At 72.3% G+C, this 22,405-nt stretch carries 15 protein-coding genes; 7 read left to right on the forward strand and 8 right to left on the reverse strand.

The features are described from left to right. The first annotated feature begins 106 nt into the window (after positions 1 to 106). Together ACZ4TO_RS18075 and ACZ4TO_RS18080 are read left to right on the forward strand one after the other, a co-directional pair. Positions 107 to 2,998 (forward strand): ATP-binding protein, encoded by a 2,892-nt coding sequence (locus tag ACZ4TO_RS18075; RefSeq protein WP_382796580.1) that lies wholly within the window; start codon positions 107 to 109, stop codon positions 2,996 to 2,998. Positions 2,999 to 3,128: 130 nt separating this feature from the next. Further along, on the forward strand, positions 3,129 to 3,626 hold the full coding sequence (locus ACZ4TO_RS18080; RefSeq protein WP_382796582.1) for a hypothetical protein: 498 nt from the start codon (positions 3,129 to 3,131) through the stop codon (positions 3,624 to 3,626). A gap of 21 nt (positions 3,627 to 3,647) precedes the next feature. Here ACZ4TO_RS18080 and ACZ4TO_RS18085 read toward each other — a convergent pair whose 3' ends face one another. From ACZ4TO_RS18085 to ACZ4TO_RS18095, 3 genes are all read right to left on the reverse strand, one after another. Further along, entirely contained in the window at positions 3,648 to 5,966 is a 2,319-nt protein-coding gene (locus ACZ4TO_RS18085; protein ID WP_468024695.1) for a SpoIIE family protein phosphatase, read from the reverse strand. A 206-nt stretch (positions 5,967 to 6,172) separates the two neighbouring features. Beyond that, positions 6,173 to 8,149, reverse strand: a complete 1,977-nt coding sequence (locus tag ACZ4TO_RS18090) for an N-acetylmuramoyl-L-alanine amidase (protein ID WP_468024696.1) — start codon at positions 8,147 to 8,149, stop codon at positions 6,173 to 6,175. Between the two features lie 261 nt (positions 8,150 to 8,410). Beyond that, positions 8,411 to 9,550: an aminoglycoside phosphotransferase family protein gene (locus ACZ4TO_RS18095; RefSeq protein ID WP_382796587.1), complete on the reverse strand. Its 1,140-nt coding sequence runs from the start codon at positions 9,548 to 9,550 to the stop codon at positions 8,411 to 8,413. On the opposite strand from ACZ4TO_RS18095, the gene ACZ4TO_RS18100 reads away from it, so the two are divergent. Next, positions 9,549 to 9,722: a hypothetical protein gene (locus tag ACZ4TO_RS18100; RefSeq protein ID WP_382796658.1), complete on the forward strand. Its 174-nt coding sequence runs from the start codon at positions 9,549 to 9,551 to the stop codon at positions 9,720 to 9,722. The genes ACZ4TO_RS18095 and ACZ4TO_RS18100 overlap by 2 nt on opposite strands. Positions 9,723 to 9,781: 59 nt before the next feature. Further along, complete coding sequence (locus tag ACZ4TO_RS18105; RefSeq protein WP_382796589.1) at positions 9,782 to 11,284, forward strand: DNA-binding protein NsdB; 1,503 nt, start codon at positions 9,782 to 9,784, stop codon at positions 11,282 to 11,284. Positions 11,285 to 11,487: 203 nt separating this feature from the next. Here the strand turns inward: ACZ4TO_RS18105 and ACZ4TO_RS18110 are convergent, their stop codons facing one another. The 3 genes from ACZ4TO_RS18110 to ACZ4TO_RS18120 form a co-directional block, all read right to left on the reverse strand. Further along, entirely contained in the window at positions 11,488 to 12,954 is a 1,467-nt protein-coding gene (locus ACZ4TO_RS18110; RefSeq protein ID WP_468024697.1) for a PP2C family protein-serine/threonine phosphatase, read from the reverse strand. Positions 12,955 to 13,236: 282 nt separating this feature from the next. Continuing rightward, positions 13,237 to 13,917 (reverse strand): TetR/AcrR family transcriptional regulator, encoded by a 681-nt coding sequence (locus ACZ4TO_RS18115; protein WP_382796593.1) that lies wholly within the window; start codon positions 13,915 to 13,917, stop codon positions 13,237 to 13,239. A 121-nt stretch (positions 13,918 to 14,038) separates the two neighbouring features. After that, a complete protein-coding gene (locus ACZ4TO_RS18120; RefSeq protein ID WP_468024698.1) occupies positions 14,039 to 15,052 on the reverse strand; it encodes a Gfo/Idh/MocA family protein in 1,014 nt (337 codons plus the stop codon). Positions 15,053 to 15,253: 201 nt separating this feature from the next. On the opposite strand from ACZ4TO_RS18120, the gene ACZ4TO_RS18125 reads away from it, so the two are divergent. Together ACZ4TO_RS18125 and ACZ4TO_RS18130 are read left to right on the forward strand one after the other, a co-directional pair. Beyond that, positions 15,254 to 16,672: a basic amino acid/polyamine antiporter gene (locus ACZ4TO_RS18125; protein WP_382796596.1), complete on the forward strand. Its 1,419-nt coding sequence runs from the start codon at positions 15,254 to 15,256 to the stop codon at positions 16,670 to 16,672. 34 nt (positions 16,673 to 16,706) lie between these two features. After that, complete coding sequence (locus ACZ4TO_RS18130; protein WP_468024699.1) at positions 16,707 to 17,969, forward strand: arginine deiminase; 1,263 nt, start codon at positions 16,707 to 16,709, stop codon at positions 17,967 to 17,969. A gap of 11 nt (positions 17,970 to 17,980) precedes the next feature. Here the strand turns inward: ACZ4TO_RS18130 and ACZ4TO_RS18135 are convergent, their stop codons facing one another. Together ACZ4TO_RS18135 and ACZ4TO_RS18140 are read right to left on the reverse strand one after the other, a co-directional pair. Beyond that, the gene (locus ACZ4TO_RS18135; RefSeq protein ID WP_468024700.1) at positions 17,981 to 19,549 is read right to left on the reverse strand and encodes an FMN-binding glutamate synthase family protein; all 1,569 of its coding nucleotides are present in this window, start codon (positions 19,547 to 19,549) and stop codon (positions 17,981 to 17,983) included. Between the two features lie 91 nt (positions 19,550 to 19,640). After that, complete coding sequence (locus ACZ4TO_RS18140) at positions 19,641 to 21,218, reverse strand: alpha/beta hydrolase (protein WP_382796601.1); 1,578 nt, start codon at positions 21,216 to 21,218, stop codon at positions 19,641 to 19,643. A gap of 285 nt (positions 21,219 to 21,503) precedes the next feature. Between ACZ4TO_RS18140 and ACZ4TO_RS18145 the strand changes: the two genes are divergently transcribed. Further along, positions 21,504 to 22,238: a chaplin gene (locus ACZ4TO_RS18145; protein WP_382796603.1), complete on the forward strand. Its 735-nt coding sequence runs from the start codon at positions 21,504 to 21,506 to the stop codon at positions 22,236 to 22,238. Positions 22,239 to 22,405: the final 167 nt, after the last annotated feature.

A 22,405-nucleotide genomic window follows, 5' to 3' on the forward strand; every position in this document is an offset into this window, starting at 1 on the left:
CCGAACGGGCTGCCCCGTGGATGATCGGGGCGTACGCTGAGGTGCCTGTAGGTCACGGTGCGCATCCGCTCCCCGCGCGGACGCGCGATCGTGGCAGGGGGTGATCATGGGGCAACGAAGCCTTCGCAGCCGTCGGACGCTCTTCGAGCGCGAGAGTGAACTCTCCGCGGCCGACGAGGCGTTGAGCGACCTGGTCGGCCTGCGCCGGGAGCCCGGCGAGCCGCCGGGCCGCCCACGCGGCGCGCTCCTGGCCTTCGCCGGACGCGCCGGCATCGGGAAGACGACCCTGCTCGGCGAGGTCCGCAGGCGCTCCGCGGCCAAGGGCTGCACCGTGCTGAGCGCGCGCGGCGGGGAACAGGAACAGCGCGTCGCCTTCCACGTCGCCCGCCAGCTCCTGCAACCGCAGCTCGCCGGCTACTCCGAGGCCGAACTCCGCGCCTCCCTGGGGAGTTGGTACGCCATCGTCGGCCCCGCGCTCGGCCTGTGCGCGCCGTCCGAGGGCGCCCCACCCGACCAGCAGGGCCTGCGCGCCGGACTCGACTGGGTACTCACCCACCTCGCCGTGCAGCGCGCCCCCATGGTGCTCCTCCTGGACGACGCGCACTGGGCCGACGCCGAGTCGCTGAGCTGGCTCGCCGCCTTCGCACCCCGCGCCGAACAGCTCCCGCTGCTCCTCGTCGTCGCCTACCGCCCGGACGAACTGCCCGAACACGCCGAGGCGTTCAGGGGACTGCCCGGCCGCGCGGGACAGCGCCCCATCGGCCTCGAACCGCTCAGCGCCGCCGCCGTCGCCCGGCTCGTCCGGGAGGACCTCGGCACCCAGGCCGACGACGCGTTCTGCCGCGAGTGCTGGGCGGTCACCGCGGGCAACCCCTTCGAAGCCGTCGAACTGACCGCCAAGGTCCGCGACCGCGGGCTCACCCCGACCGAGGACGGAGCGCACCTCCTGCGCGACCTCGCCGCCGCCGTCAAGGGCAGCGGCATCGTCGCCCGCCTCGAACGCCTCGGCACCGCGACCGTCCGCTTCGCCTGGGCCTGCGCCGTGCTCGGCACCGAGATCCGCCCACCGCTCGCCGCCGCCGTCGCGGGACTCGGCTCCGAGGAGGCCGCCGACGCGGCGGACGCCCTGCGCACCGCCCGCATCCTGACCGGCGTCGACCCCCTCGAATTCGTCCACCCGCTGATCGCCACCGCCGTCTACCGCGACATCCCCGGAAGCGTCCGGGTCGCCCTGCACGGCCAGGCCGCCTGGTGCGTGATCGACGAAGGACTCGGCCCGGCCGCCGCCGCCCGCCACCTCATGGAGACCCACCCGGACGGCGACACCTGGATCGTCCAGCAACTGCGCGCCGCGGCCCGCGAGACCCAGCGCGCCGGAGCCCCCGACGCCGCCCGCCGCTACCTCGCCCGCGCTCTGCGCGAACCCCCGCCCTTCGAGGACCGCGCCGCCGTCCTGTACGAACTGGGCTGCGCGTCCCTGCTCACCGAGCCGGGCACCACGGTCAACCATCTGCGGGCCGCCCTAGAGGAACCGATCACCGACCCCGAGCTGCGCCACAACATCGTCTACCGCCTCTCCCAGGTGCTCGCCCACAGCGACCGCCTCGCCGAGGCCTCCGAGACCCTCGCCCGCGAGATCCCGGTCACCGGCGACGCCCGGGTACGCCTGCGCATGCAGTCCGAACAGTTCATGTGGGACGCCTTCCGCGCCGACGAACCCGACTCGCCCGCCCGCTCCCGGCGCCTGGCCCGCCTCGCCGACCGGCTCACCGGCCACGACCTCACCGAGCGCTATGTGATCGGGCTGCGCGCCTGGGACGCCACCCTGCGCGGCGAACCCGCACCCGTGGCCCTCCACCACGCCGAGCGCGCCCTGGCCGGCGGCCTCGGCTGGGCCGAGGCCGACCGCGGCTTCGAGGTCCCCGTCCTGGTCGCCATGACCTTCATGTACGCCGACCGGCCGGGCCGCACCGAGGAACTCTTCGCCACCGGCATCGCCGACTTCGAATCCCAGGGCTGGCACGGCGCCCACCTCTCGTTCGGCTACACGATCCTCGGATACGTCCGCTTCCGCCGCGGCCGTCTCGCCGAGGCCGAGGACTTCGTCCGCGCGGGCCTCCGGCTCGCCGAACGCGTCGGCCCCGGCACCCCCGTCCACTGGTACGCGGTGGGCACCCTCATCCAGGTCCTGCTCGCCCGGGGCCAGGTCGACGAGGCCGCGCGCACCGGCGAGGCCTACGCCTTCCACGCGCCCTTCCCGGCCGCCGTGACCTTCCCCGACGCCCAGACCGTGTACGGCGAACTGCTGCTAGCCCGCGGCCTCACCAAGGAAGCCGCCGCCGAGCTCGCGTCCGCCGGCCGCCGCCTGGACCCACGCGGCATGCGCAACCCCGCCTGGTGCCCCTGGCAGCTCCACCTCGCCCGCGCCGAGAGCCACGACGCCCCCGAGCGCGCCGTCGCCACGGCACTCGAAGCGGTGAACCGCGCCCGCCAGTACGGCGCCCCCTCCACGATCGGCCAGGCCCTGCGCGTGGCCGCCGAGGTCTCCCCGGGCCCGGACCGCGTCAAGCTCCTCGAGGAGTCCGTCGCCCACCTGGAGCGCTCCCCGGCCGCCTACGAACTGGCCTGCTCCCTGGTCGCCCTGGGCACCGAGCTGCGCCGCGCCGGACGCCCCAGGGAAGCCGCCGAGCACCTGTACCGCGGCCTCGACGCGGCGGTCCAGTGCGGCGCCGACGGACTGATCGAGGACGCCCGCGACGAGCTGGCCTCGGCCGGACTGCGACCGCGACGGCTGCACAGCACCGAGACGGACGCCCTCACCGCCCGCGAGCGCACCGCCGCCTCGCTCGCCGCGATGGACCGGACCCCGGCCCAGATCGCCGAGGAACTGCACGTCGACGAGCACGCCGTCGCCCGGCTCCTGTCCGCGGTCTACCGCAAGGTCGGCACCGACCGCCAGGGACTGGCGGCGGCACTGGGGGAGCAGGCCATCTCCTGACACCGGTGCGGGGCCGCCCTCCGGCCCCGCACCGACTGCGTCCGCGGGGGCCCACCCACAGAGTCCGCGGGGGCCGGTTCCCACGGCGCCCGTGGGGACCGCTACGCGCCCGTGCACGTACCATTGCGGCATGTCCTTCCTCCGCCGCCGCAGCGCCACGCCCGCCGGGCCCGACTTCGATGTTCTGGCCATGGATCCGGGCGACTGGCCCGGCAATCTCGGCGCGGGCCTGCTGCCCGCCCCCGACGGAAGCTGCCAGGGCGTCTTCCTGCGGTACGACCTGTTCGGCGGCCGCGGTCCCGCGATGATCATCGGCAATCTGCCCGAGGGCTCCCAGGCCCGGGACGTCGCCGAGAACGAGGTCCCCTTCGAGGTGGCCCAGCTCCTCATCGCGCTGGAGAACAACGAGGAGGTGACCGTCACCGGGACCGAGGACATGCCGGTGATGCAGGGCGACAACCTCATGATCGTGCGCCGGCTGAAGCTCTCCGAGACCCGTATCTCCTGCGTCCAGTTCGACCGCAGCGACAACGTCCTGGTGACCATCGCCGCCTGGGACCGTCCGATCACGGACGACCTGTACGCACTCCTGAAGCCGCTCCCGGCGGAGTTGTTCCAGCAGGGCTGAGGCCGAACACCCCACCCGGCGTCACAGTTTGAGGGTGAACCAGGTCGTCTTGCCCGCGTCGGTGGGCCGTACGCCCCAGTTGTCGGCCAGCGTGCGGACCAGGATCAGGCCCCGTCCCGACTCCTCGTCCTCGCCGGCCGTGCGGGGCTGCGGCAGATGCGGGCTGCGGTCGCTGATCTCCACGGTCAGGTCGGTCGCGCTGCGGCACAGATGCAGGCCGATGGGCCCCTGCGCGTGCTGCACGGCGTTGGTGAGGATCTCCGAGAGCAGCAGCCTGGCGTCGTCCGCGGCGGGAACGCAGTCCCAGGCGGTCAGCGCCTTGCTGAGGAAGGCGCGGCCCTCCGGGACCGACTCGGGAACCGCGGGCAGGTCGGTGTTGACGGTGGCCAGGGGCCCGTCGGGGAGCCGGGTGAGCAGCAGGGTGACGTCGTCGTTGTGCCCGTCGGCGTCCGGCAGCAGGGCCGACAGCACATGGTCGGCGGCCTCCTCCAGATCGGGCGCGGCGGTGAACAGGTCCGTGAGCGTGGAGGTCAGCTCGGTGAGCTGGTCCTCGATGTCGCTGCCGGGCGTCTCGATGAGGCCGTCGGTGTAGAGGACGAGGGTCGCCCCGGGAGGGATCACCGAGGTCGACTGTTCGTAGAGGATGCCGCCCACACCGAGCGGCGCGTTCACCGGCGCGGCGAGCTGCCGGGCACCGGCGCCGGGCGTGGCCACCAGGGTCGGCAGATGCCCGGCCGAGCAGACGGTCACCTCGCCGGCGTCGGCGGAGATGACCAGATAGCAGCAGGTCACGAGCTGGTCGGGCACGTCCAGATCGCCGACGACGGCCTCCAGGGCCTGCATCAACTGGCGCGGCTGCATACCGGTCTTGGCCAGGGCGTGGGCGGCGGACCGCAGTTGGCCCATCACCGCGGCGGCGTCCAGACCGCGGCCCATCACGTCGCCGATCAGCACACCGACCCGGCCGGCGCCGAGAGGGATCAGGTCGAACCAGTCCCCGCCCACGCCCGCTCCCTGCGTGGCGGGCCGGTAGCGGCTCGCGGTGGTCAGGCCCGGGATGGCGGGCGGCGTTCCCATGAGGCTGCGCTGGAGGGTCAGGGCGATGTGCCGCTGCTGCTCGTACAGGAAGGTCAGCTCCGCCTCGGCCCGCTTGCGGTCGCTGATGTCCCGGACGATCGCGCACGCGCCGATCACCGTGCCGTCCGCGTCCCGGGTGGGCCACAGGGTGATGTCCACGTCCAGCAGGGCGCCCGAGCGCGTCAGCCGCAGGGTCTCGAAGTGCTCGACCTTCTCACCGCTGCGCAGCCGGTCGAGGAGCATGTCGATCTCGCCCCGCCGCTCCGTCGTCGCGAGCAGGGACACGTGCTTGCCCATCACCTCGGCCCGCGAGTAGCCGTACAACCGCTGCGCCGCCGCGTTCCAGTACGTGATGTGACCGTCCAGGGTCTTGGCCAGGATCGCGTCCTGCGAGGACTCCACGAGGCCGGCGAGTTCGTTGATGCGTGCCTCGGCGCGCTTGCGCTCGCTGACGTCGCGGACGGCCGCGGAGACGAGGAGTCCGTCGGTGGTCTCCAGCGGGCTGAGGCTGATCTCGACGGGGAACTCGGTGCCGTTCTTGCGCAGGCCGTGCAGTTCGAGTCCCGCGCCCATCGGGCGGACCTGGCGGTTGTCGGTGTAGCCGTTGCGGTGCTGGTGGTGGTGGCCGCGGAAACGGCCGGGTACGAGGAGCTCCACGGGGTGCCCGAGCAGTTCCTCGCGGCGGTAGCCGAACAGGGCCTCGGTCTGGGCGTTGACGAGTCTGATGGTTCCGGTGTCGTCGACGATGACCATGGCATCGGGTGCCGCCTCCAGCAGACCCCGAAACCTTTCCTCTGCGGCCTTGCGGTCGCTGACGTCGCGGACGGCCGCGGAGACGAGGAGTCCGTCGGTGGTCTCCAGCGGGCTGAGGCTGATCTCGACGGGGAACTCGGTGCCGTTCTTGCGCAGGCCGTGCAGTTCGAGTTCGGCGCCCATCGGGCGGACCTGGCGGTTGTTGGCGTATCCGTCGCGGTGGAAGGTGTGGTGGGCGCGGAAGCGGCTCGGTACGAGGAGCTCCACGGGGCGGCCCAGAAGTTCGTCGCGGGTGTAGCCGAAGAGGACTTCGGTCTGGGCGTTGACGAGCTTGATGGTTCCGGTGTCGTCGACGATGACCATGGCATCGGGTGCCGCCTCCAGCAGACCCCGAAACCTTTCCTCGGCCCCCGCGGGCGCGTCGTTGCGGGGTTCGCCACCGCACTCGCAGCGCCGGGGGACCGCCGTACCGGACGGCCGCGTTGAAGTCTCTTTGACGAAGTTGCCCATGCCTGCCCCAGGGTGTGCCGTGTTCGTGAACGGCCCATCACAGCGTACGGAGAGCAGGCGTGCGGTTACATGTCGTTAACTGACCCGAGCGCGGTCGAACCTGTTCTGGACGTCACTTTCCCTGGTCGCTTGCCGGTGTCATTGTCTTCGGCGATCCGGACGCCGGGCCCGCCCCGCGCGGACCCGGCCCCGGAACGCCGGACGGACTACGGAACCAGGTCCACGTCCGCCGCCCGCACGAACTCCACCCGGTGCCCGAACTGGATCTCGTAGTACATGTCCGTACCGATCACCACCCGGTGCGGCGCGGTGTCGAAGGTCGGTGAGTAGAAGTACTCGCCGGGCACCTTGTCACCGGCCGCGTAGAGCTGGCCGGCGAGGATCTTGTACGGCAGCGGCGAGACGGCCTGGACGGGCACGCCCGCCGGGTACGCCTCCTTCTCCGGGTACGCCCTGCCGTACACGGGGATCTCCGCCAGGCCCTCCTTGGGGGTCACGGCCGGCCCCGACGCCCGCACCGCGGTCGGCTGCTTGCGCGGGTTCTTGAACCAGGCCTTCTGGCCCAGGTACCAGATCGCCGTCCAGTCGCCGTCCCGTCCGGCGAGCGCGTACCGCTGTCCCGTGGAGACACGCGAGCCGACGTCGTTCACGCCGGTCGTCGACGCGTCGCCCTTCGGGTACAGGCCGATGTCCTTGATCAGCGGCGAGGTCTCGTCCGGCTGGGAGTACAGGCGCACCTCGCTGGAACCGTGCGCGGCGCAGGGCTGGCCCTGGGTGACGCAGCCCGTGTACACCGGCTGGTTCGTGTCGAAGTCCGGCAGCACGGTCACCAGCTCGGCGCCCTTGCCGTACGCCGGGTGGAAGGGATGACCGAGGAGGGTGAAGTAGTGCTGCCAGTCCCAGTACGGGCCCGGGTCCGTGTGCATGCCCGGGATGGTGGAGGTCGTCGGACCGGGGACGTTGTCGTGCCCGAGGATGTGCTGCCGGTCCAGCGGGATGTCGTACGTGCGGGCGAGGTAGCGCACCAGGCGCGCGGAGGCCCGGTACATCTCCTCCGTGTACCAGGTGTCGGGCGCGGTCAGGAAGCCCTCGTGCTCCAGACCGATCGACTTCGCGTTGATGTACCAGTTGCCGGCGTGCCAGGCCACGTCCTTGGCCTTCACGTGCTGGGCGATGTGCCCGTCGGTCGAGCGCAGGGTGTAGTTCCACGACACATAGGTCGGGTCCTGGACCAGGTTCAGCACCCCGTCCCAGGTGCCTTCCGTGTCATGGATGACGATGTACCTGATGCTCTGGGAGGCGGGCCGGTCGCCCAGGTCGTGGTTGCCGTAGTCGCCCTCGCCGAACTCCTCGTACGGGGCCGGGATCCACTCGCAGGACACGCTCCGCGGGCACTCCGTGCCGTCGGCGGAGGCCGTCCGCAGTCCCGTCCGGCGCAGTTGCGCGGTGTCGGGGCTCAGCCCGGGCTGGGCGGCGAGCCGCACCTGCTGGCCGGTGTCCGTGGTGCGCGACTCGCCGGTGCGCATCACGTCGTACGCGTCGTCGGCGTAGGTCGCCGCCGTGCCGCTGTCGTCCGCTCCCGAGAAGCGTGCCACCGCGCCGTACCAGTCGGCGGGGTCGTCGCTCAGGGGCTCGCCGAGGTCCCGCTGCGCGGCGGCCAGGAGCGCGGCGCCGCCCGCGACGTTCGCCGCGGCGTCGGTGCGCAGCCGCTCCGCGGGCAGTCCGGTGAGGTCGGCGGCCTTCGTCAAGGTCTTCAGACGTGCGGGCAGTTGGGCGTTCGTGGGCACGGCCGTGTCGGGCCTGAGGGCGGCGCGCGAGCTGTCGCCGCGGGCGTCCTCCGTGCCGTCGCTGTGATGCGGGGCCGCGGCGATGGCCGTACGGGCGTCGGTCAGGTGCATGGGGCCGTAGCCGCCCGTGACGCTCGGGGCTCCGGCGTGCGTGTCCCAGCGGGACTGCAGATAGGAGACGGCGAGCAGCACGCTCGACGGAACGTGGTACTCGGCGGCAGCGGCGGTGAACGCGCCCTGCAGCCCGTTCGCGGGCGCCTCCTCGGCCGAGCTCGAAGGCGCCGCGCCGAGCAGCGGCAGCAGCAGCGCCGCCGAGGCGACGGCTCCCGCGGATCTGCGCACGCGTCTGCGCCTGGTGGTGCCGGTGTCCTTGGGGTCGGTGGCGGACCGATGCAAAGCAGCCTCCTGGGACGGTCGAGCGCGGTGGGGCGTGCGAGAGCCGAACGCGTCAGTGCTACCGGCTCTCCGACGATCCGTCAATCATGCGCAGCAGGAGGCGATTTCCCATGTCAGCGTGGGGTGAGCGGGGTTTCGTGGCGGCGGCCTCCCGGCCTGCGGGGCGTCAGTGGCCTGGACCAATGCCCCGAACGGCGGGTCGTGCAAGAGGAGGTCCGCGGTGCGCCCGTGTGCCGGCGTCACCGCGGACCTCCGTCCCCTTCAGCGAGTGCCGACCGCCGCACGCACGGCCCGGCGGGCCATCTGGCAGTCGTCGTGCAGCCGCCTCAGCAGCAGCCGCTGTTCCTCGCCGGACGGCGCGGCAGCCGGGTGGGTGGGGCCCGCTGCCGCCGGGGCCGCGTCGTGCAGGGAACGCTGCACGGCCATCTCGTACGTACGGATCTCGCGGGTCAGGACGATCATCAGGTTCACCAGGAAGGCGTCCCGTGCCGTCGGGCCCGCCGACTGCGCGAGCTGGCTGATCTGACGGCGGGCCACGGGGGCGTCGCCGAGGACCGCCCACAGGGTCGCCAGGTCGTAGCCCGGCAGATACCAGCCCGCGTGCTCCCAGTCCACCAGCACTGGACCGGCCGGTGAGAGAAGGATGTTCGACAGGAGGGCGTCGCCGTGGCAGAACTGACCCATGCCCTGGCGTCCGGAGGTCGTGGCGATACCGTGCACCAGCTTCTGCAGGTCGCCCATGTCCCGGTCGGTGAGCAGCCCCAGCTCGTGGAAGCGGGAGATCCGTTCCGCGTAGTCCAGCGGGGCGTTGAAGGTCCCTGCCGGCGGCCGCCAGGCGTTCAGCCGGCAGATGGCGCTCAGCGCGGCACGGATGTCCGCGCGGGGCGGTGCCTCGACCGGGTGCCGCTGGAGCGCGGCCACCCGGCCCGGCATGCGCTCGATCACCAGTGTGCAGTTGTCCGGATCCGCCGCGATCAGCCGGGGCACCCGAACAGGCGGGCGGTGCCGGACGAACAGACGGTATGCAGCTATTTCGTGCCGGATCCGCTCGGCCCAGACGGGGGATTGGTCCAGTAAGCACTTGGCGACGGCCGTGCTGCGCCCCGTCGTGCCGACGAGGAGCACGGAGCGTGCGCTGCGGCGCAGTACCTGCACCGGCGCGAACTCCGGACAGATCCGGTGCACCGACGCGATCGCCGTGCGGAGCTGGGCCCCCTGTGGGCCGGACAAGTCGAGTCTCCCGCTGAGCGGTTGGGTGCCGAGCCCCGGCACGCGCCGCGTCCGGCCGGCGCCGAGCACGGGGGCCGCCTGACGCGTGGGGTCGAGATAAGGGCCGCTGCCCACCGGGCGGGGGTGCAACGACCGGGGCGGAGCGGACACGGAGGACGATGCTGTGTACATGGGCGAAACAGATCCCTTCGTGTGCCTGCGAGTTGCCGCGCTGCCCGCCCCGGCCGCCTGGTTCATCCTGGGGAATGTCCCTGGCAACCGGGTCGGGGTGGCGCATTCCTACCTGACACCCGATGTCCACTGGCACACCATCTGGCGCACCCTGGCGAACCCTGGCGAATAGTCGCTCAGCAACTGACAGGCGGTTACTGTCGAAATCAGCCGAGAACCTGGGGGCTTGACGTGAACGGACAACCCAACACTCGTCTGTCGGACCTGTTCGGCCTGGCCGGCTGGTCCAAGGGTGAGCTCGCGAGGCTGGTCAACCGGCAGGCGGCGGCCATGGGCCATCCGCAGCTCGCGACCGACACCTCGCGGGTGCGGCGGTGGATCGACATGGGAGAGATCCCGCGCGATCCGGTGCCGCGGGTGCTGGCGGCCCTGTTCACCGAGCGTCTCGGCCGTGTCGTGACCATCGAAGACCTCGGTCTGGTCCGGCACGGGCGCGCGGGGAAACGGCAAGGCGCCGCCGGGAGTGTGGAACATCCCGACGGAATGCCGTGGGCGCCCGACCGGACTGCCGCGGTCCTCACCGAATTCACGGGAATGGACCTCATGCTCAACCGACGCGGCTTGGTGGGCGCGGGTGCCGCGCTCGCCGCGGGCTCCGCACTCAGCTCTGCCATGTACGACTGGCTTCACACCGATCCGGCCCTGACGGCCGACGCTCCGACGTTCGAAGACCCCCTGCACGCCGACCCCGCCGGGTTCGACCGCTACGAGGCCGCCCCCATCGGGTCGCAGGAGATCGAGGAACTGGAGCGTTCCGTCGAGGTGTTCCGGGCCTGGGACGCGTCCCGGGGCGGCGGGCTGCAACGCAAGGCCGTGGTGGGCCAGCTCAACGAAGTGGGAGGCATGCTCTCCTACCGGCACCCCGACCATCTCCAGCGGCGCCTGTGGGGCGTCGCCGCCAACCTCGCCGTCCTCGCGGGCTGGATGTCGCACGACGTCGGCCTGGAGCCCACGGCTCAGAAGTACTTCGTCATCGCCGCCCACGCGGCCCGTGAGGGCGGCGACCGGCCCCGTGCGGGGGAGGCGCTCTCCCGGGCGGCCCGCCAGATGGTGCACCTGGGCCGGCCCGACGACGCTCTCGACCTCATGAAGCTTGCCAAGTCCGGTTCGGGGGACGAGGTACTGCCCCGTACCCGGGCGATGCTGCACACCATCGAGGCGTGGGCGCAGGCGTCCATGGGCAAGGGCCAGGCCATGCGGCGCACCCTCGGTGTGGCGGAGGACCTGTTCGTCTCCGACCGCGGGGACGTCCCGCCGCCCAGTTGGATGCAGTTGTTCGACGAGGCCGACATGCACGGCATGCAGGCGCTCGCCTACCGCACGCTCGCCGAGCACGAGCCGGCCGCCGCGGCGATCGCGCAGCGGCACGCCAAGGAGGCTCTGAAACTGCGGGAGTCGGGGCGGGACCGGTCGAAGATCTTCGACCACATCTCGCTGGCGTCGGCCTGCTTCATCGCCGACGATCCCGAACAGGCCGATCGGTACGCGCGACTGGCCCTGACGTCGATGGGCTCGAACTCCTCCCATCGCACCTGGGACCGGCTGCGGGAGATGTACCGGCTCACCGGGCAGTACTCCAGCTATCCGAAGATCAGCGATCTGCGTGAGGAGATCAAACTCGCGCTGCCGAAGGGGTCGCTCAAGCCCCGGCGCGGCGACAGCACACGCGTTTAGGGCCCGGCGGCCCGGCTGACATCGGCGTCAGCCGCCGTGGGGGATGGATGCCGGTCCCGGCTTCCGTGCCGTCCCCGGTGTCTTCACGGTCCCGGCCGACTCCCGTGTCTCCACCGTCCGTCCGGATCCGGTGCCTTCGGACTCCGGTGTTCTCGGCGTTCCCGTCGGCCTCGTCGCGCCGGGCGTCCTCGGCGTGCCCTGCCTCAGGAGCCGATCCGGGCGATGAGCACGCAGGCGTCGTCCTCGCGCTCGGTCCCGCCGAACTCCTCGACAACCATCCGAATACAGTCCTGGGCCGTACGGGCCTCGCCGAAGCGTGGGGCCAGGTCGAGCAGCCTCTGGACGGCCCTCGCTCCTTCCTGACTCCCGGTCTCCTCCTGGTGCGGGGCCGCTGTTGGCCGGGGTACCAGTCCCTCGGTGTGCAGGAGCAGCAGGTCGCCCGCGCGGAGGCTTTCCTCGGCCTGCCCGTAGACGGCGCCGGAGGTCGCTCCCAGCAGGACGCCGTCCGGTGCGGACAGCGCGCGCCCCGTCCCGTCGCGGTACAGCAGCGGGGCGGGGTGTCCCGCCTGCGCCCAGCTCAGGGTGCGGGTCGCGGGGACGTAGCGGCAGCAGACGGCGCTGCCCAGCGCGGGCTGGACGGTGGAGTCGAGCAACTGGTTGAGCCAGGAGAGGAGTTGACCCGGCTGGGTGCCGGCGACCGCCATGCCGCGCAGGGCGCCGAGCAGCATCGCCATGCCCGATGTCACGGTGACCCCGTGGCCGGTGAGGTCGCCGACGCTCAACAGGGTCTCCCCGTCGGGGAGTTCGAGGGCGTCGTACCAGTTGCCGCCGATGAGGGCGCTGCTCGACGAGGGCAGATAGTGGGCCGCCACGTCCAGCGCCCGGGGTCCCCGGCGGGGGAGGCGCAGGGAGCCGCGCCAAGGCGGCAGGACGGCCTCCTGGAGTTCGACCGCGAGCCGGTGCTCGGTCCGGGCGAGGTGCCGCTGCCGCTGGAGGGACTCCCCGGTCTCGCCCACCGTCCGCTGGGTGCGGCGCAGTTCGCTGACGTCGCGCAGCACGGCCCACATCGAGGCGGTGCTGCCGTCGGCGTCCAGCACGGGTTCACCCATCATGTGCACGGTCCGCACGCCGCCGTCGGGCCGCACGATACGGAACTCGCCGTCGATGGGCTTGGCGTCGATGAGGCAGTCGGTGACCATCGCCGTCAGCATCGGCCGGTCCTCGTCCTGGACCAGTGAGGGCAGTTCGTCGAGGGTGAGCGGGGGAGCGGCGGCGTCGCGGCCCAGGATCTCGTAGAGCTCACCGGACCAACTGGCCTCGTCCGTCAGCAGGTTCCACTCGGCGCTGCCGACCCGGCTCAGCAGCGAGCCGGCCGGGGGCGCGGCCTGCGCGGTCCGCGCGGCGGCGGTGGCCTCGGGCGGGACGGGCAGCTCCGTCGGCCCGTCCCGGAGTTGGGCCAGGTGCGCGTCCAGGTCGTTGAGCTGATGCAGCGCCAGGTTGCACAGCGCGCGCTGCCAGCGCCCTTGGGCGTCCTCCTCGTCGGCGGGCGCCTCGCGCCGTACCGCGTCCACCTCGCCGCGCAGGGCGCGGGTCTGCGAGATGAGCGCGTCGACCGTGCCGCGGCTGGGCGGCTGGCCGGCGGGGCGGTCCGCAGAGAGATGGGGTGGCATGACGTACTCCGATGCGGGGACGGTACGACCTCGGTGACGGAAGGACCGCTACGACTGTCGCACAGCCCGCGACGCACTGTAAGTGGTTTGGCAACACCCGATACGGTCATGCTTCTGGCATATGCCGCAGTCCTCCCGGAGTGGGTGACCGGTCCCGATGCGGTAGTCGCCGTGTGATGTCAAGTCGTAGACACCGTACGCGACTTGGGGGGCGCGGGCAGTCCCCGGCGGGGCTTTCATTCTGCTGTTCGAAGGGCGTTTGTGCGAGTGTCCGGGGTTCGTTCAGAGCGATCGCGCGAAGTCCGTCAGCTCGGCCTCGTACAGATAGGACGGATCGATGCCCATCGACGCGAAGTTGCCCTCGATCTCCAGGGCGACCATGCCGTGCAGATGGGCCCATAGGAGGGTGGAGCGCGCGGCGACCGCCTCCGGCACGTCCTCGAAGCCGTGCCGCTCGCGCCACTCCAGGAATCCCGCCGCCGCGCCGTCCGGGGCCCGCGGATCCGGCTCGGCCAGGGCGCTCACCGCGTCGAGGAGCACGGCCATGGCCGGCTGCGAGGCCTCCACCAGGGTCGCGGCCTGGGCGTCGTAACCCTGGAGCGGGGCCCGGAAGAGCAGGCGGTAGCGGTGCGGCTCGGCCAGCGCCCAGGCCCGGTAGGCGTGCACCAGCCCGGCCAGCCGGGCGGCCGGGTCCGCCGGGCCGCTCTCGGCGGCCCGGGCGAGACTCGACGCGAGGTCCCCGTAGGCGTCGACGACGAGGTCGGTCAACAGGCTGTCGCGGTTGGCGAAGTAGCGGTAGAGCGCGGGCCCCGTCATGCCGAGCTGCTTGGCGATCGCGTTGAGGGACAGCGCTTCCGGACCGCCCTCGGCGAGCTGGCGCAGCGCCGCGGTCTTCACTTCCTGGCGCACCTGTGCGCGGAACCGGTCGCGCGGGCCGGTGCCGTTCCGGCTGTCTGCGGCCACGGGCGTCGCCTCTTCGTGTCGGGGTGCGGAACATCGGTCTGTTAGATCCTATCACGGATGCGATAGGCCATAACGGAGTCGCGGACTCGACTCGACCGGAACGCCCCCGACGGCGCGCCGGTCAGGCGTAGAGAGCCGGGCGCGCGACGAGTTCGACGGTCGTCCGGATGCCGCTCTCCAGCGCCCGGACTCCCGCCTCGGCGACGGCGGACGCCGCGTACCCGTCCCAGATCCCGGGGCCCGTGACCCGGCCGGCCCGGGTGGCGTCCACCCATGCCTGCACCTCGCGGTCGTAGGCGTCGGCGAAGCGCACGAGATAGTCCTGCGCCACCTCCTCGCTGCGGCCGCCCGCCGCGGTCACGGCCATGGAGCGTTCGTCCCCGATCCGCGCGCTCCCCGACTCGCACACGGCCTCGCACCCCACCTGGTAGCCGAATCCGCAGTTCACGAAGACCTCGACGTCGACCAGCGCGCCGCCGGCCGTCTCGAACAGGACGAACTGAGGGTCGATCAGCCCCTCGGGCGCGGTCGCCGACGACCGGGGGCGCACCACGGTCACCGCGGTGATCTCCTGCCCCAGCAGCCAGCGCGCCGCGTCGATCTCGTGCGAGACGGAACTGTTGACGAGCATCGCCGAGGTGAAGCCGGGCGGCGAGGAGACGTTGCGATGCGTGCAGTGCAGCATCAGCGGGCGGCCCAGCCGGCCGCCGTCCAGCAGGGACTTCAGGCGCTGGTACTCGGCGTCGTAGCGGCGCATGAACCCGACCTGCGCCAGCCGTCGCCCGAGCCGCACCTCCGCCTCCATCACCCGCAGCGCCCCGGCCGACTCCGGCGTCAGCGGCTTCTCGCACAGCACCGGAAGTCCCCGGGCGAACGCCGCGAGGAGGGCCTCCTCGTGCGCGGGGCCGGGGGAGGCGACGAGGACGGCCTCCACCCCGGGTGCGTCGAGCGCGGCCGCCGGCTCGGCGTGGACCGAGGCGCCGTCGATACCGGCGACCGCCTCCTCGGCGCGCCCGGTGTCAGGATCCGCCACGGCGGCCACCCTGGCGCCGCTCACCACCCGGTCCAGGCGGCGTACATGGTCGGCCCCCATATGTCCGGCACCCAGTACCGCCACACCCAACAGCTCGCTCACGCGGTGCGCACCTCTCCGACGACTGCCGAGACCGCTCCGGCCCGGTGATCCGATTGTCGGCCGCGGGCATCGGCGACGCAGCACCCGGGTGCCGGTCCTCGCCGCACATTCCGGGCAATTGGTTGTTAATGTCGCTCAGGTCGCCAGATGACGTTGCCGCATCGTGGTCGCGCACGACGATGCCCTCCCCGCAGGACAGCCATGACGCAGGTCGACACCGAATCCGAGGCGGCACCGGCCGCCAAGCTGACCCTGGTCACGCTCTCCATGATGGTCGTCGGCTCCATGGTCGGCGCCGGGGTGTTCTCCCTCCCGCGGCGGTTCGCCCAGGAGACGGGTGTCGCGGGCGCGCTGATCGCCTGGGCCGTCGCCGGCACCGGCATGCTGATGCTCGCCTTCGTCTTCCAGCGGCTCGCCGTCAGCAGGCCCGACCTCGACGCGGGTGTCTACGCCTACGCCAAGGCCGGCTTCGGCGAATACCTCGGCTTCTTCTCGGCCTTCGGCTACTGGGCCAGTGCCTGCGTGGGCAACGTGACCTACTGGGTGCTCATCATGTCGACCATCGGGGCCATCGCGCCCGCACTGGGCGACGGGGACACCGTCCTTGCCGTCGTCCTCTCCTCGGTCGGCCTGTGGGCCTTCTTCCTCCTGATCCGGCGAGGCGTCAAGGAAGCGGCCGCCATCAACCGGATCGTCACGGTCGCCAAGGTCGTGCCGATCCTCGTCTTCGTCGTCCTGGCGCTCTTCTATCTCAAACCCCATGTCTTCGCCGAGAACTGGGGCGGCGCCGCGTACGCGGGTTCACTCTTCGATCAGGTCAGGGGCACCATGCTGGCCACCGTCTTCGTGTTCCTCGGCGTCGAGGGGGCGAGCGTCTACTCGCGCCACGCCAAGCGCCGCGAGGACGTCGGCCGGGCCACCGTCCTCGGGTTCCTCAGCGTGTTCGCCGTCTTCGCCTCGGTCACGATCGTGTCGTACGGGCTGCTGCCCATGGCGGAGATCGCCGAGCTCAGACAGCCGTCGATGGCCGGGGTCCTGGAGAGCGCGGTCGGCACCTGGGGCGAGGTCTTCGTCAGCGTCGGCCTCATCGTCTCGGTGCTCGGCGCCTACCTCGCCTGGACGCTGATGGCCGCCGAAGTGCTGTTCGTCGCCGCCAAGGACGAGGACATGCCCCGCTTCCTGGCCCGCTCCACCCGGGCCGACGTGCCCGTGCCCGCGTTGCTGCTGACCACCCTGCTCACCCAGGTGGTCCTGGTCGTCACCCTCTTCTCGGACGACGCCTTCAACTTCGCGCTCGACCTGACCAGCGCCCTGACCCTGATCCCGTTCCTGCTGGCGGCGGCCTTCGCCCTGAAGATCGCCCGGCGACGCTTCGGCGGGGATCTCGTCGTCGCCGCCCTCGCCACCGTCTACACCGCCTTCCTGCTCTACGCGGCCGGACTCAAGTACCTCCTCGTCTCCTTCATCATCTACGCGCCCGCCACCGTGCTGTTCGTGATGGCGCGCCGCGAACAGGGCAGGACGCCGTTCTCGCCCCGTGAACTGGTCATCCTCGTCGTCTCGGTCGTCGGTGCCGTCACCGGGATCGTCGCCCTGGCGCTGGGCTGGATCAGTCTGTGAACCCGTCCGCCCCCCGCCCGGAGAGAGGCACACCGTGACCAGTGAAGACACCACGAGCCGTCCGCCGTACGGCGTCCACTCCGAGGTCGGCAGGCTGCGCAAGGTCCTGGTCTGCGCACCGGGCCTCGCCCACCGCAGGCTCACCCCGACCAACGCGGACGATCTGCTCTTCGACGACGTGATGTGGGTGGAGAACGCCCAGCGCGACCACGCCGACTTCGTCGACAAACTGCGCGGACGCGGGGTGGAGGTCGTGGAACTGCACGACCTGCTCGCCCAGACCATGGCCCTGCCCCCGGCGAAGGACTGGCTCCTCGACCGGAAGATCACCGCGAACGAGGTCGGACTCGGACTCGTCGACGGCACCCGGGCCTTCCTGGAGTCCCTCGAACCCGCCGCCCTCGCCGAGTTCCTGATCGGCGGACTCTCCACCGCCGACCTGCCCGACGAGTTCCGCACCGGCTACCTCTCCCTGGCCCGCGAATCGACCGGCGTGCGCGAATACCTCATGCCGCCGCTGCCCAACACCCTCTACACCCGCGACACCACGTGCTGGCTCTACGAGGGCCTGACCCTCAACCCGCTCTACTGGCCGGCCCGGCACGACGAGACGCTCCTGATGAAGGCCGTCTACTCCTTCCATCCGGACTTCACGGGCTCCACGGTGTGGTGGGGCGACCCCGAACTCTCCTGGGGCCAGGCCACCTTCGAGGGCGGCGACATCATGCCGGTCGGCAACGGCGTCGTCCTTATGGGCATGAGCGAACGCACCTCCCGGCAGGCCATCAGCCAGGTCGCGGCCGCCCTCTTCCAGGCCGGGGCCGCCGAGCGCGTCGTCGTCGCGGGCATGCCGAAACTGCGCTCCGCGATGCACCTCGACACCGTCTTCACCTTCGCCGACCGCGACCTCGTCACCCTGTATCCGGCCATCATGGACTCGGTGCACACGTTCTCCCTGCGGCCCAGCGACAAGGCGCCCGGCGTCGAGCTCACCGACGAGGGCTCACGCGCGTTCACCGACGTCGTCGCCGAGGCACTGGGACTGCCCGAACTGCGGATCGTCGAGACCGGCGGCGACGTGTACGCCTCCGAGCGCCAGCAGTGGGACAGCGGCAACAACGCCGTCGCCCTGGAGCCCGGTGTGGTGTTCACCTACGACCGCAACACCCAGACCAACGCCCTGCTGCGCAAGGCCGGGATCGAGGTCATCACCATCGTCGGCTCCGAACTGGGCCGGGGGCGCGGCGGCGGCCACTGCATGACCTGCCCCATCGTGCGGGACCCCGTGGACTTCTGACGCCCGTCCGTTCAGAAGGCGTCCGGATCGGCGGCGGCCCAGTCCGACGCCCAGTCCGGGGGCGGCTCGGCCAGCAGGACCCCGGGCGCCAGCCACTCGTAGAGCTCCGCGTACGACCTCACCGCCGTCGGACCGACGCGCCGCATGAGCAGGTCCGGGGTGAGCCCACCGGCATCCCGCACACCCATCGCGGCCATGATCCGGCTCGCGCCGAGCACGGTGGCCCGCTGGTAGCGCCGTACCCGCTCGGACTTGTCGGCCACGTCCAGGGCGCGGACCCGGCGCGGATCCTGGGTCGCCACCCCGGTCGGGCAGGTGTCCGTGTGGCAGCGCCCGGCCTGGACGCAGCCGAGGGCGAGCATCATCGCGCGGGCCGCGTTGGTGTAGTCGGCTCCCTGGAGCAGGCGTCTGACGATGTCCGGGCCGGTGGCGATGCCGCCGCTCGCGCCGATCCTGACCCGGTCCCGCAGCCCGGTGCCGACCAGCGCGTTGCGCACCGTCATCAGCCCCTCGGTCAGCGGCGTACCGACCGAGCCGGCGAACTCCCGGGGACCGGCGCCGGTGCCGCCCTCCGAGCCGTCCACGACGACGAAGTCGGGTGTCACCCCCTCGGCGAGCATCGCCTTGCAGACCGCCAGGAACTGGCGCCGCGAGCCGACACAGAGCTTGAAGCCCGTGGGCTTGCCGCCCGCCAGCTCCCGCATCCGCGCGATGAACAGCACCAGTTCCCTCGGCGTCGAGAACACCCGGTGACACGCGGGCGACACCACGGTCACGCCCTCGGGCACACCGCGCTCACGGGCGATCTCCGCGCTCACCTTCACCCCGGGCAACACACCCCCCACCCCCGGTCCCGCTCCCTGGGACAGCTTCAGCGATACGCACTTCACCTCGGGCAGCGCGGCCTTGTCCGCGAACTCCCGTGCCTCGAAGTCCCCTTCGGGGGTACGGCACCCGAAGTACCCCGTGCCGATCTCCCAGACGAGATCACCGCCGCCCCGCAGATGGTGGTCCGAGAGGCCGCCCTCGCCGGTGTCGTGCGCGAAACCCCCCAGCGCCGCGCCCCTGTTGAGCGCCAGGACGGCGTTCGACGACAGAGCCCCGAAGCTCATCGCGGAGACGTTCAGGAGAGCCATGTCGTAGGGCTGGGTGCAGTCGGGACCGCCCACCCGGACGACGGGCGGCTCGTCCGGCACCCCGACCGGGCGCAACGACGGCTCCAGGAACTCGTGGCCGTCCTCGTACACCGCACGCCCCGTGCCGGACGGCGCCTCGGCCTCGGCCCCCGCGGCACGCTCGTACACCAGCGCGCGGACGCTTTGGTCGTAGGGCCGCCCGTCGACGGCGCGCTCGACGACGTACCGCCGCCACGTCGGGCGCACGGCCGCCGGCAGGAACGGGACGCGGCCCAGCAGCGGATAGTTGCGCAGCACCGAGTCCCGGCGCTGGGCGAGGTCCCGGGCACCGAGCGCGGTCAGCGCGAGCAGCGGGCCCGCCGCGCACCACCACCACGCCGAGACGGCGCCCGCCAGGAGCAGCGCCCCGGCGGCACCGAGGGCGACGAGCAGCAGTGGGAGCATCCGGCGCACATCCCGAGTCAAACCCATGGGGACGAAAGCCGCCGATCGGGAGACCCGCGCGGGTTGTCACGCTCACTCGGTGGGGTGTCCGTCAGTAGCCGTCCGTGTTCTCCGGACCGCAGGAGCTGCCGCTGGCCGGCAGGGACCCGTACAGCAGGAAGTCGTCGACCTTGCGGTGCACGCACTTCGAGGACGCGTACCCGGTGTGCCCCTCGCCCTTGTTGTCGAGGACCACGGCGGAGGAGCCCAGACGCCTGGCGGTCTCCAGGGTCCAGCGGTACGGAGTCGCCGGGTCCCCGCGGGTGCCGACGAGCAGCATCTTGGAGGCGGGTACGTCGCGGACCTTCTCGCGTATGTAGTCGGTGCCCTTCGGACGGCCGTAGCACATCAGCACCTGCGCGAGCCGGTACTGCCCGAAGACCGGGGACGCCTCCTGATAGGAGGCGCGCAGGGCGGCGACCTGCCGTGCCACCTCGCCGGCGCTGGGCCGGTCGGGGTCGTCGGCGCAGTTGATGGCCATCAGGGCGGCGGGGAGGTTGTCGAGGGGGACGTCCTCCGCGTCGACGAGCCCGCCGTTGTGCGGCGGCCGCTGCCGGACGGGCGTGGCGGTGGCGGGCAGGGAGGCGCCGCCGTAGAGCTGGTCGAGTCCGTGGGTGTCGCCGTCCTGGATCAGCTGACCGAGGGCCTGTTCGAGGACCGGCCACATCTGCTTGCTGTAGAGCGCCTGGCTGATCGCCCCCACCAGGTCCTGCCCCGAGAACGCCGGGCCGAAGGCCGACGGCACCGGGTCCTCGTCGAGCGACTTGACGAGCTGGACCATCTGCTCGCCCGCGCTGCGCGGGTCCTGGCCGAACGGGCAGGCCAGGTTCTTCGCGCACCAGGTGATGAAGTCGTCGAGCGCGGTCTGCTGGCCCTCCGCGCCTATGCGGCCCTGTTCGGTGATCGGCTCGGTGAGGGTGTCGACCCCGTCGAGCACCATCCGCCCCGTCCGCTTGGGGAACTGCGCCGCGTAGACCGCGCCCAGCCGCGTCCCGTACGAGAAGCCGAGGTAGTTGAGCTTCTTGTCGCCGAGCGCCGCGCGGATCACGTCCAGGTCGCGGGCGGCGTCGACCGTGCCGATGTGCGGGAGGACGGCCCCCGAGTGCCGGGCGCAGGTGTCGGCGGCCTTCTTGACCGCCTTGAGCGCCGCCTGCACATCGGTGTCGGCCGCGGCGGCCCCGAATATCTCGTCCGCGCCGTCGCCGCAGCTCACCGGCGAGGAACGGCCCACTCCGCGAGGGTCGAAGGTCACCACGTCGTAGCCGTTCGTCAGGCCCATGAAGTCCTTGCCGCTCGCGGCCAGACCGGGAACGCCCGCCCCGCCCGGACCGCCGAAGTTCAGCACCAAGGAACCCCGCGAATGTCCGGTCGCCCGGTAGCGGGCCAGCGCCAGGTCGAGCGTGCCCCGGCCCGGCCGGGCGTAGTCCACGGGGACGGTGACCTTGCCGCACTGCAGGTCCTTGGGCATGCCCTCGCCCTTGCAGGCCGCCCACGTGACCTTCTGGTCCCGGAAGCGGGACAGGTCGGGCCCGTCGTCGGCGGTCGCCGCGGCGGGCAGACCCGCCGCCAGCAGGGTCAGCGTCGCGGTGGCGGCTCCCGCGACCGCGAAGCGTTGGTGCACGGACAGCATGCCTGCCTCCCGGGTCGCCTGCGGTGGACCGGCGATACCTCCCGGATCACGATAGACGCGGCTTTCGGGGCACGCCTCCGGGCGAGCGGCCCGGCCGCCGTCCCCGCCGGGGGGCCGCCGTGCCCCGTGGCCGTGGGCCGCCCCGCCGTACGGGATGCGGCGGCCGTTCGAAAGAGGTGACGCTCGAAGGGGTGAAAGGCCGACAAGCCATAACTCGGATGGTCCGCAGACGTTCTTGGCAATGTGGGCGAGCGCCCACGTCGTTGTCAGGAAGGCAGTGAACGAATGAAACGGGTGACCCGAAATGGTTTGATCGCCGCGGCCGCCGCCTCGGGCGCGCTGGCCGCGGCCATGCCGGCGCACGCCGACTCCGCGGCGGACGGCGCGGCGGCAGGCTCGCCCGGCCTGATCTCCGGCAACACCGTCCAGCTTCCCGTGCACGTGCCCGTGAACCTGTGCGGGAACACGGTGAACGTGGCCGGGCTGCTCAACCCCGCCGCGGGCAACCGCTGCGCCAACCAGGGCGGCGGCACCGCCGCGACCGGCGGCGTGCGGCACGGGGGAGCCGGAGCGCACGCCGGCACCACCGGCCGCGGCGGCACGGCCGGCCACAGCCGCGACGGCGGGGGTGCGGTCGCGCACGGCCGCGGAAAGGATTCGCCGGGTGTTCTCTCGGGCAACGGCCTGCAGCTCCCGGTGGATCTCCCGGTCAACGTCAGCGGCAACTCCGTGACGGTCGTCGGCCTCGGCAACCCGGCCGTCGGGAACGAGTCGGTCAACACCTCCGGTGCGAAGCCCGTGCGGGCCCACCACGGCGTGAAGCCCGCCCCGAGGCCGTCCACCCCGGCGGCGGTCCCCGCCACCGCGGGCCCGGAGCAGGCCACGGAGCGGGACGGAGCCGTGGCCACCCTCGCCCACACGGGCGCGGACGGCGCGATGCCGGCCATCGCGGCGAGCGCGGCGATGCTGCTGGGCGGCGCCGTCCTGTTCCGCCGGTTCCGGCCCGGCGCGGTGCGCTGACCCGCGGCGGTCACGAACGGGAGGCTCCATCGGACGGGTGACCGGTGGAGCCTCCTTCCGGTCCTTCCCCCGTTACGGGGTCCGGGGGCCCGGCCACGACGGGGTCGAAGGCGGGCGGGTGCGCGGAGGTGGCCGAATCCCTTCCGGCGCGCGGTGCCCGTCGCTGC

The organism is Streptomyces sp. NPDC028298 (genome assembly GCF_055565895.1).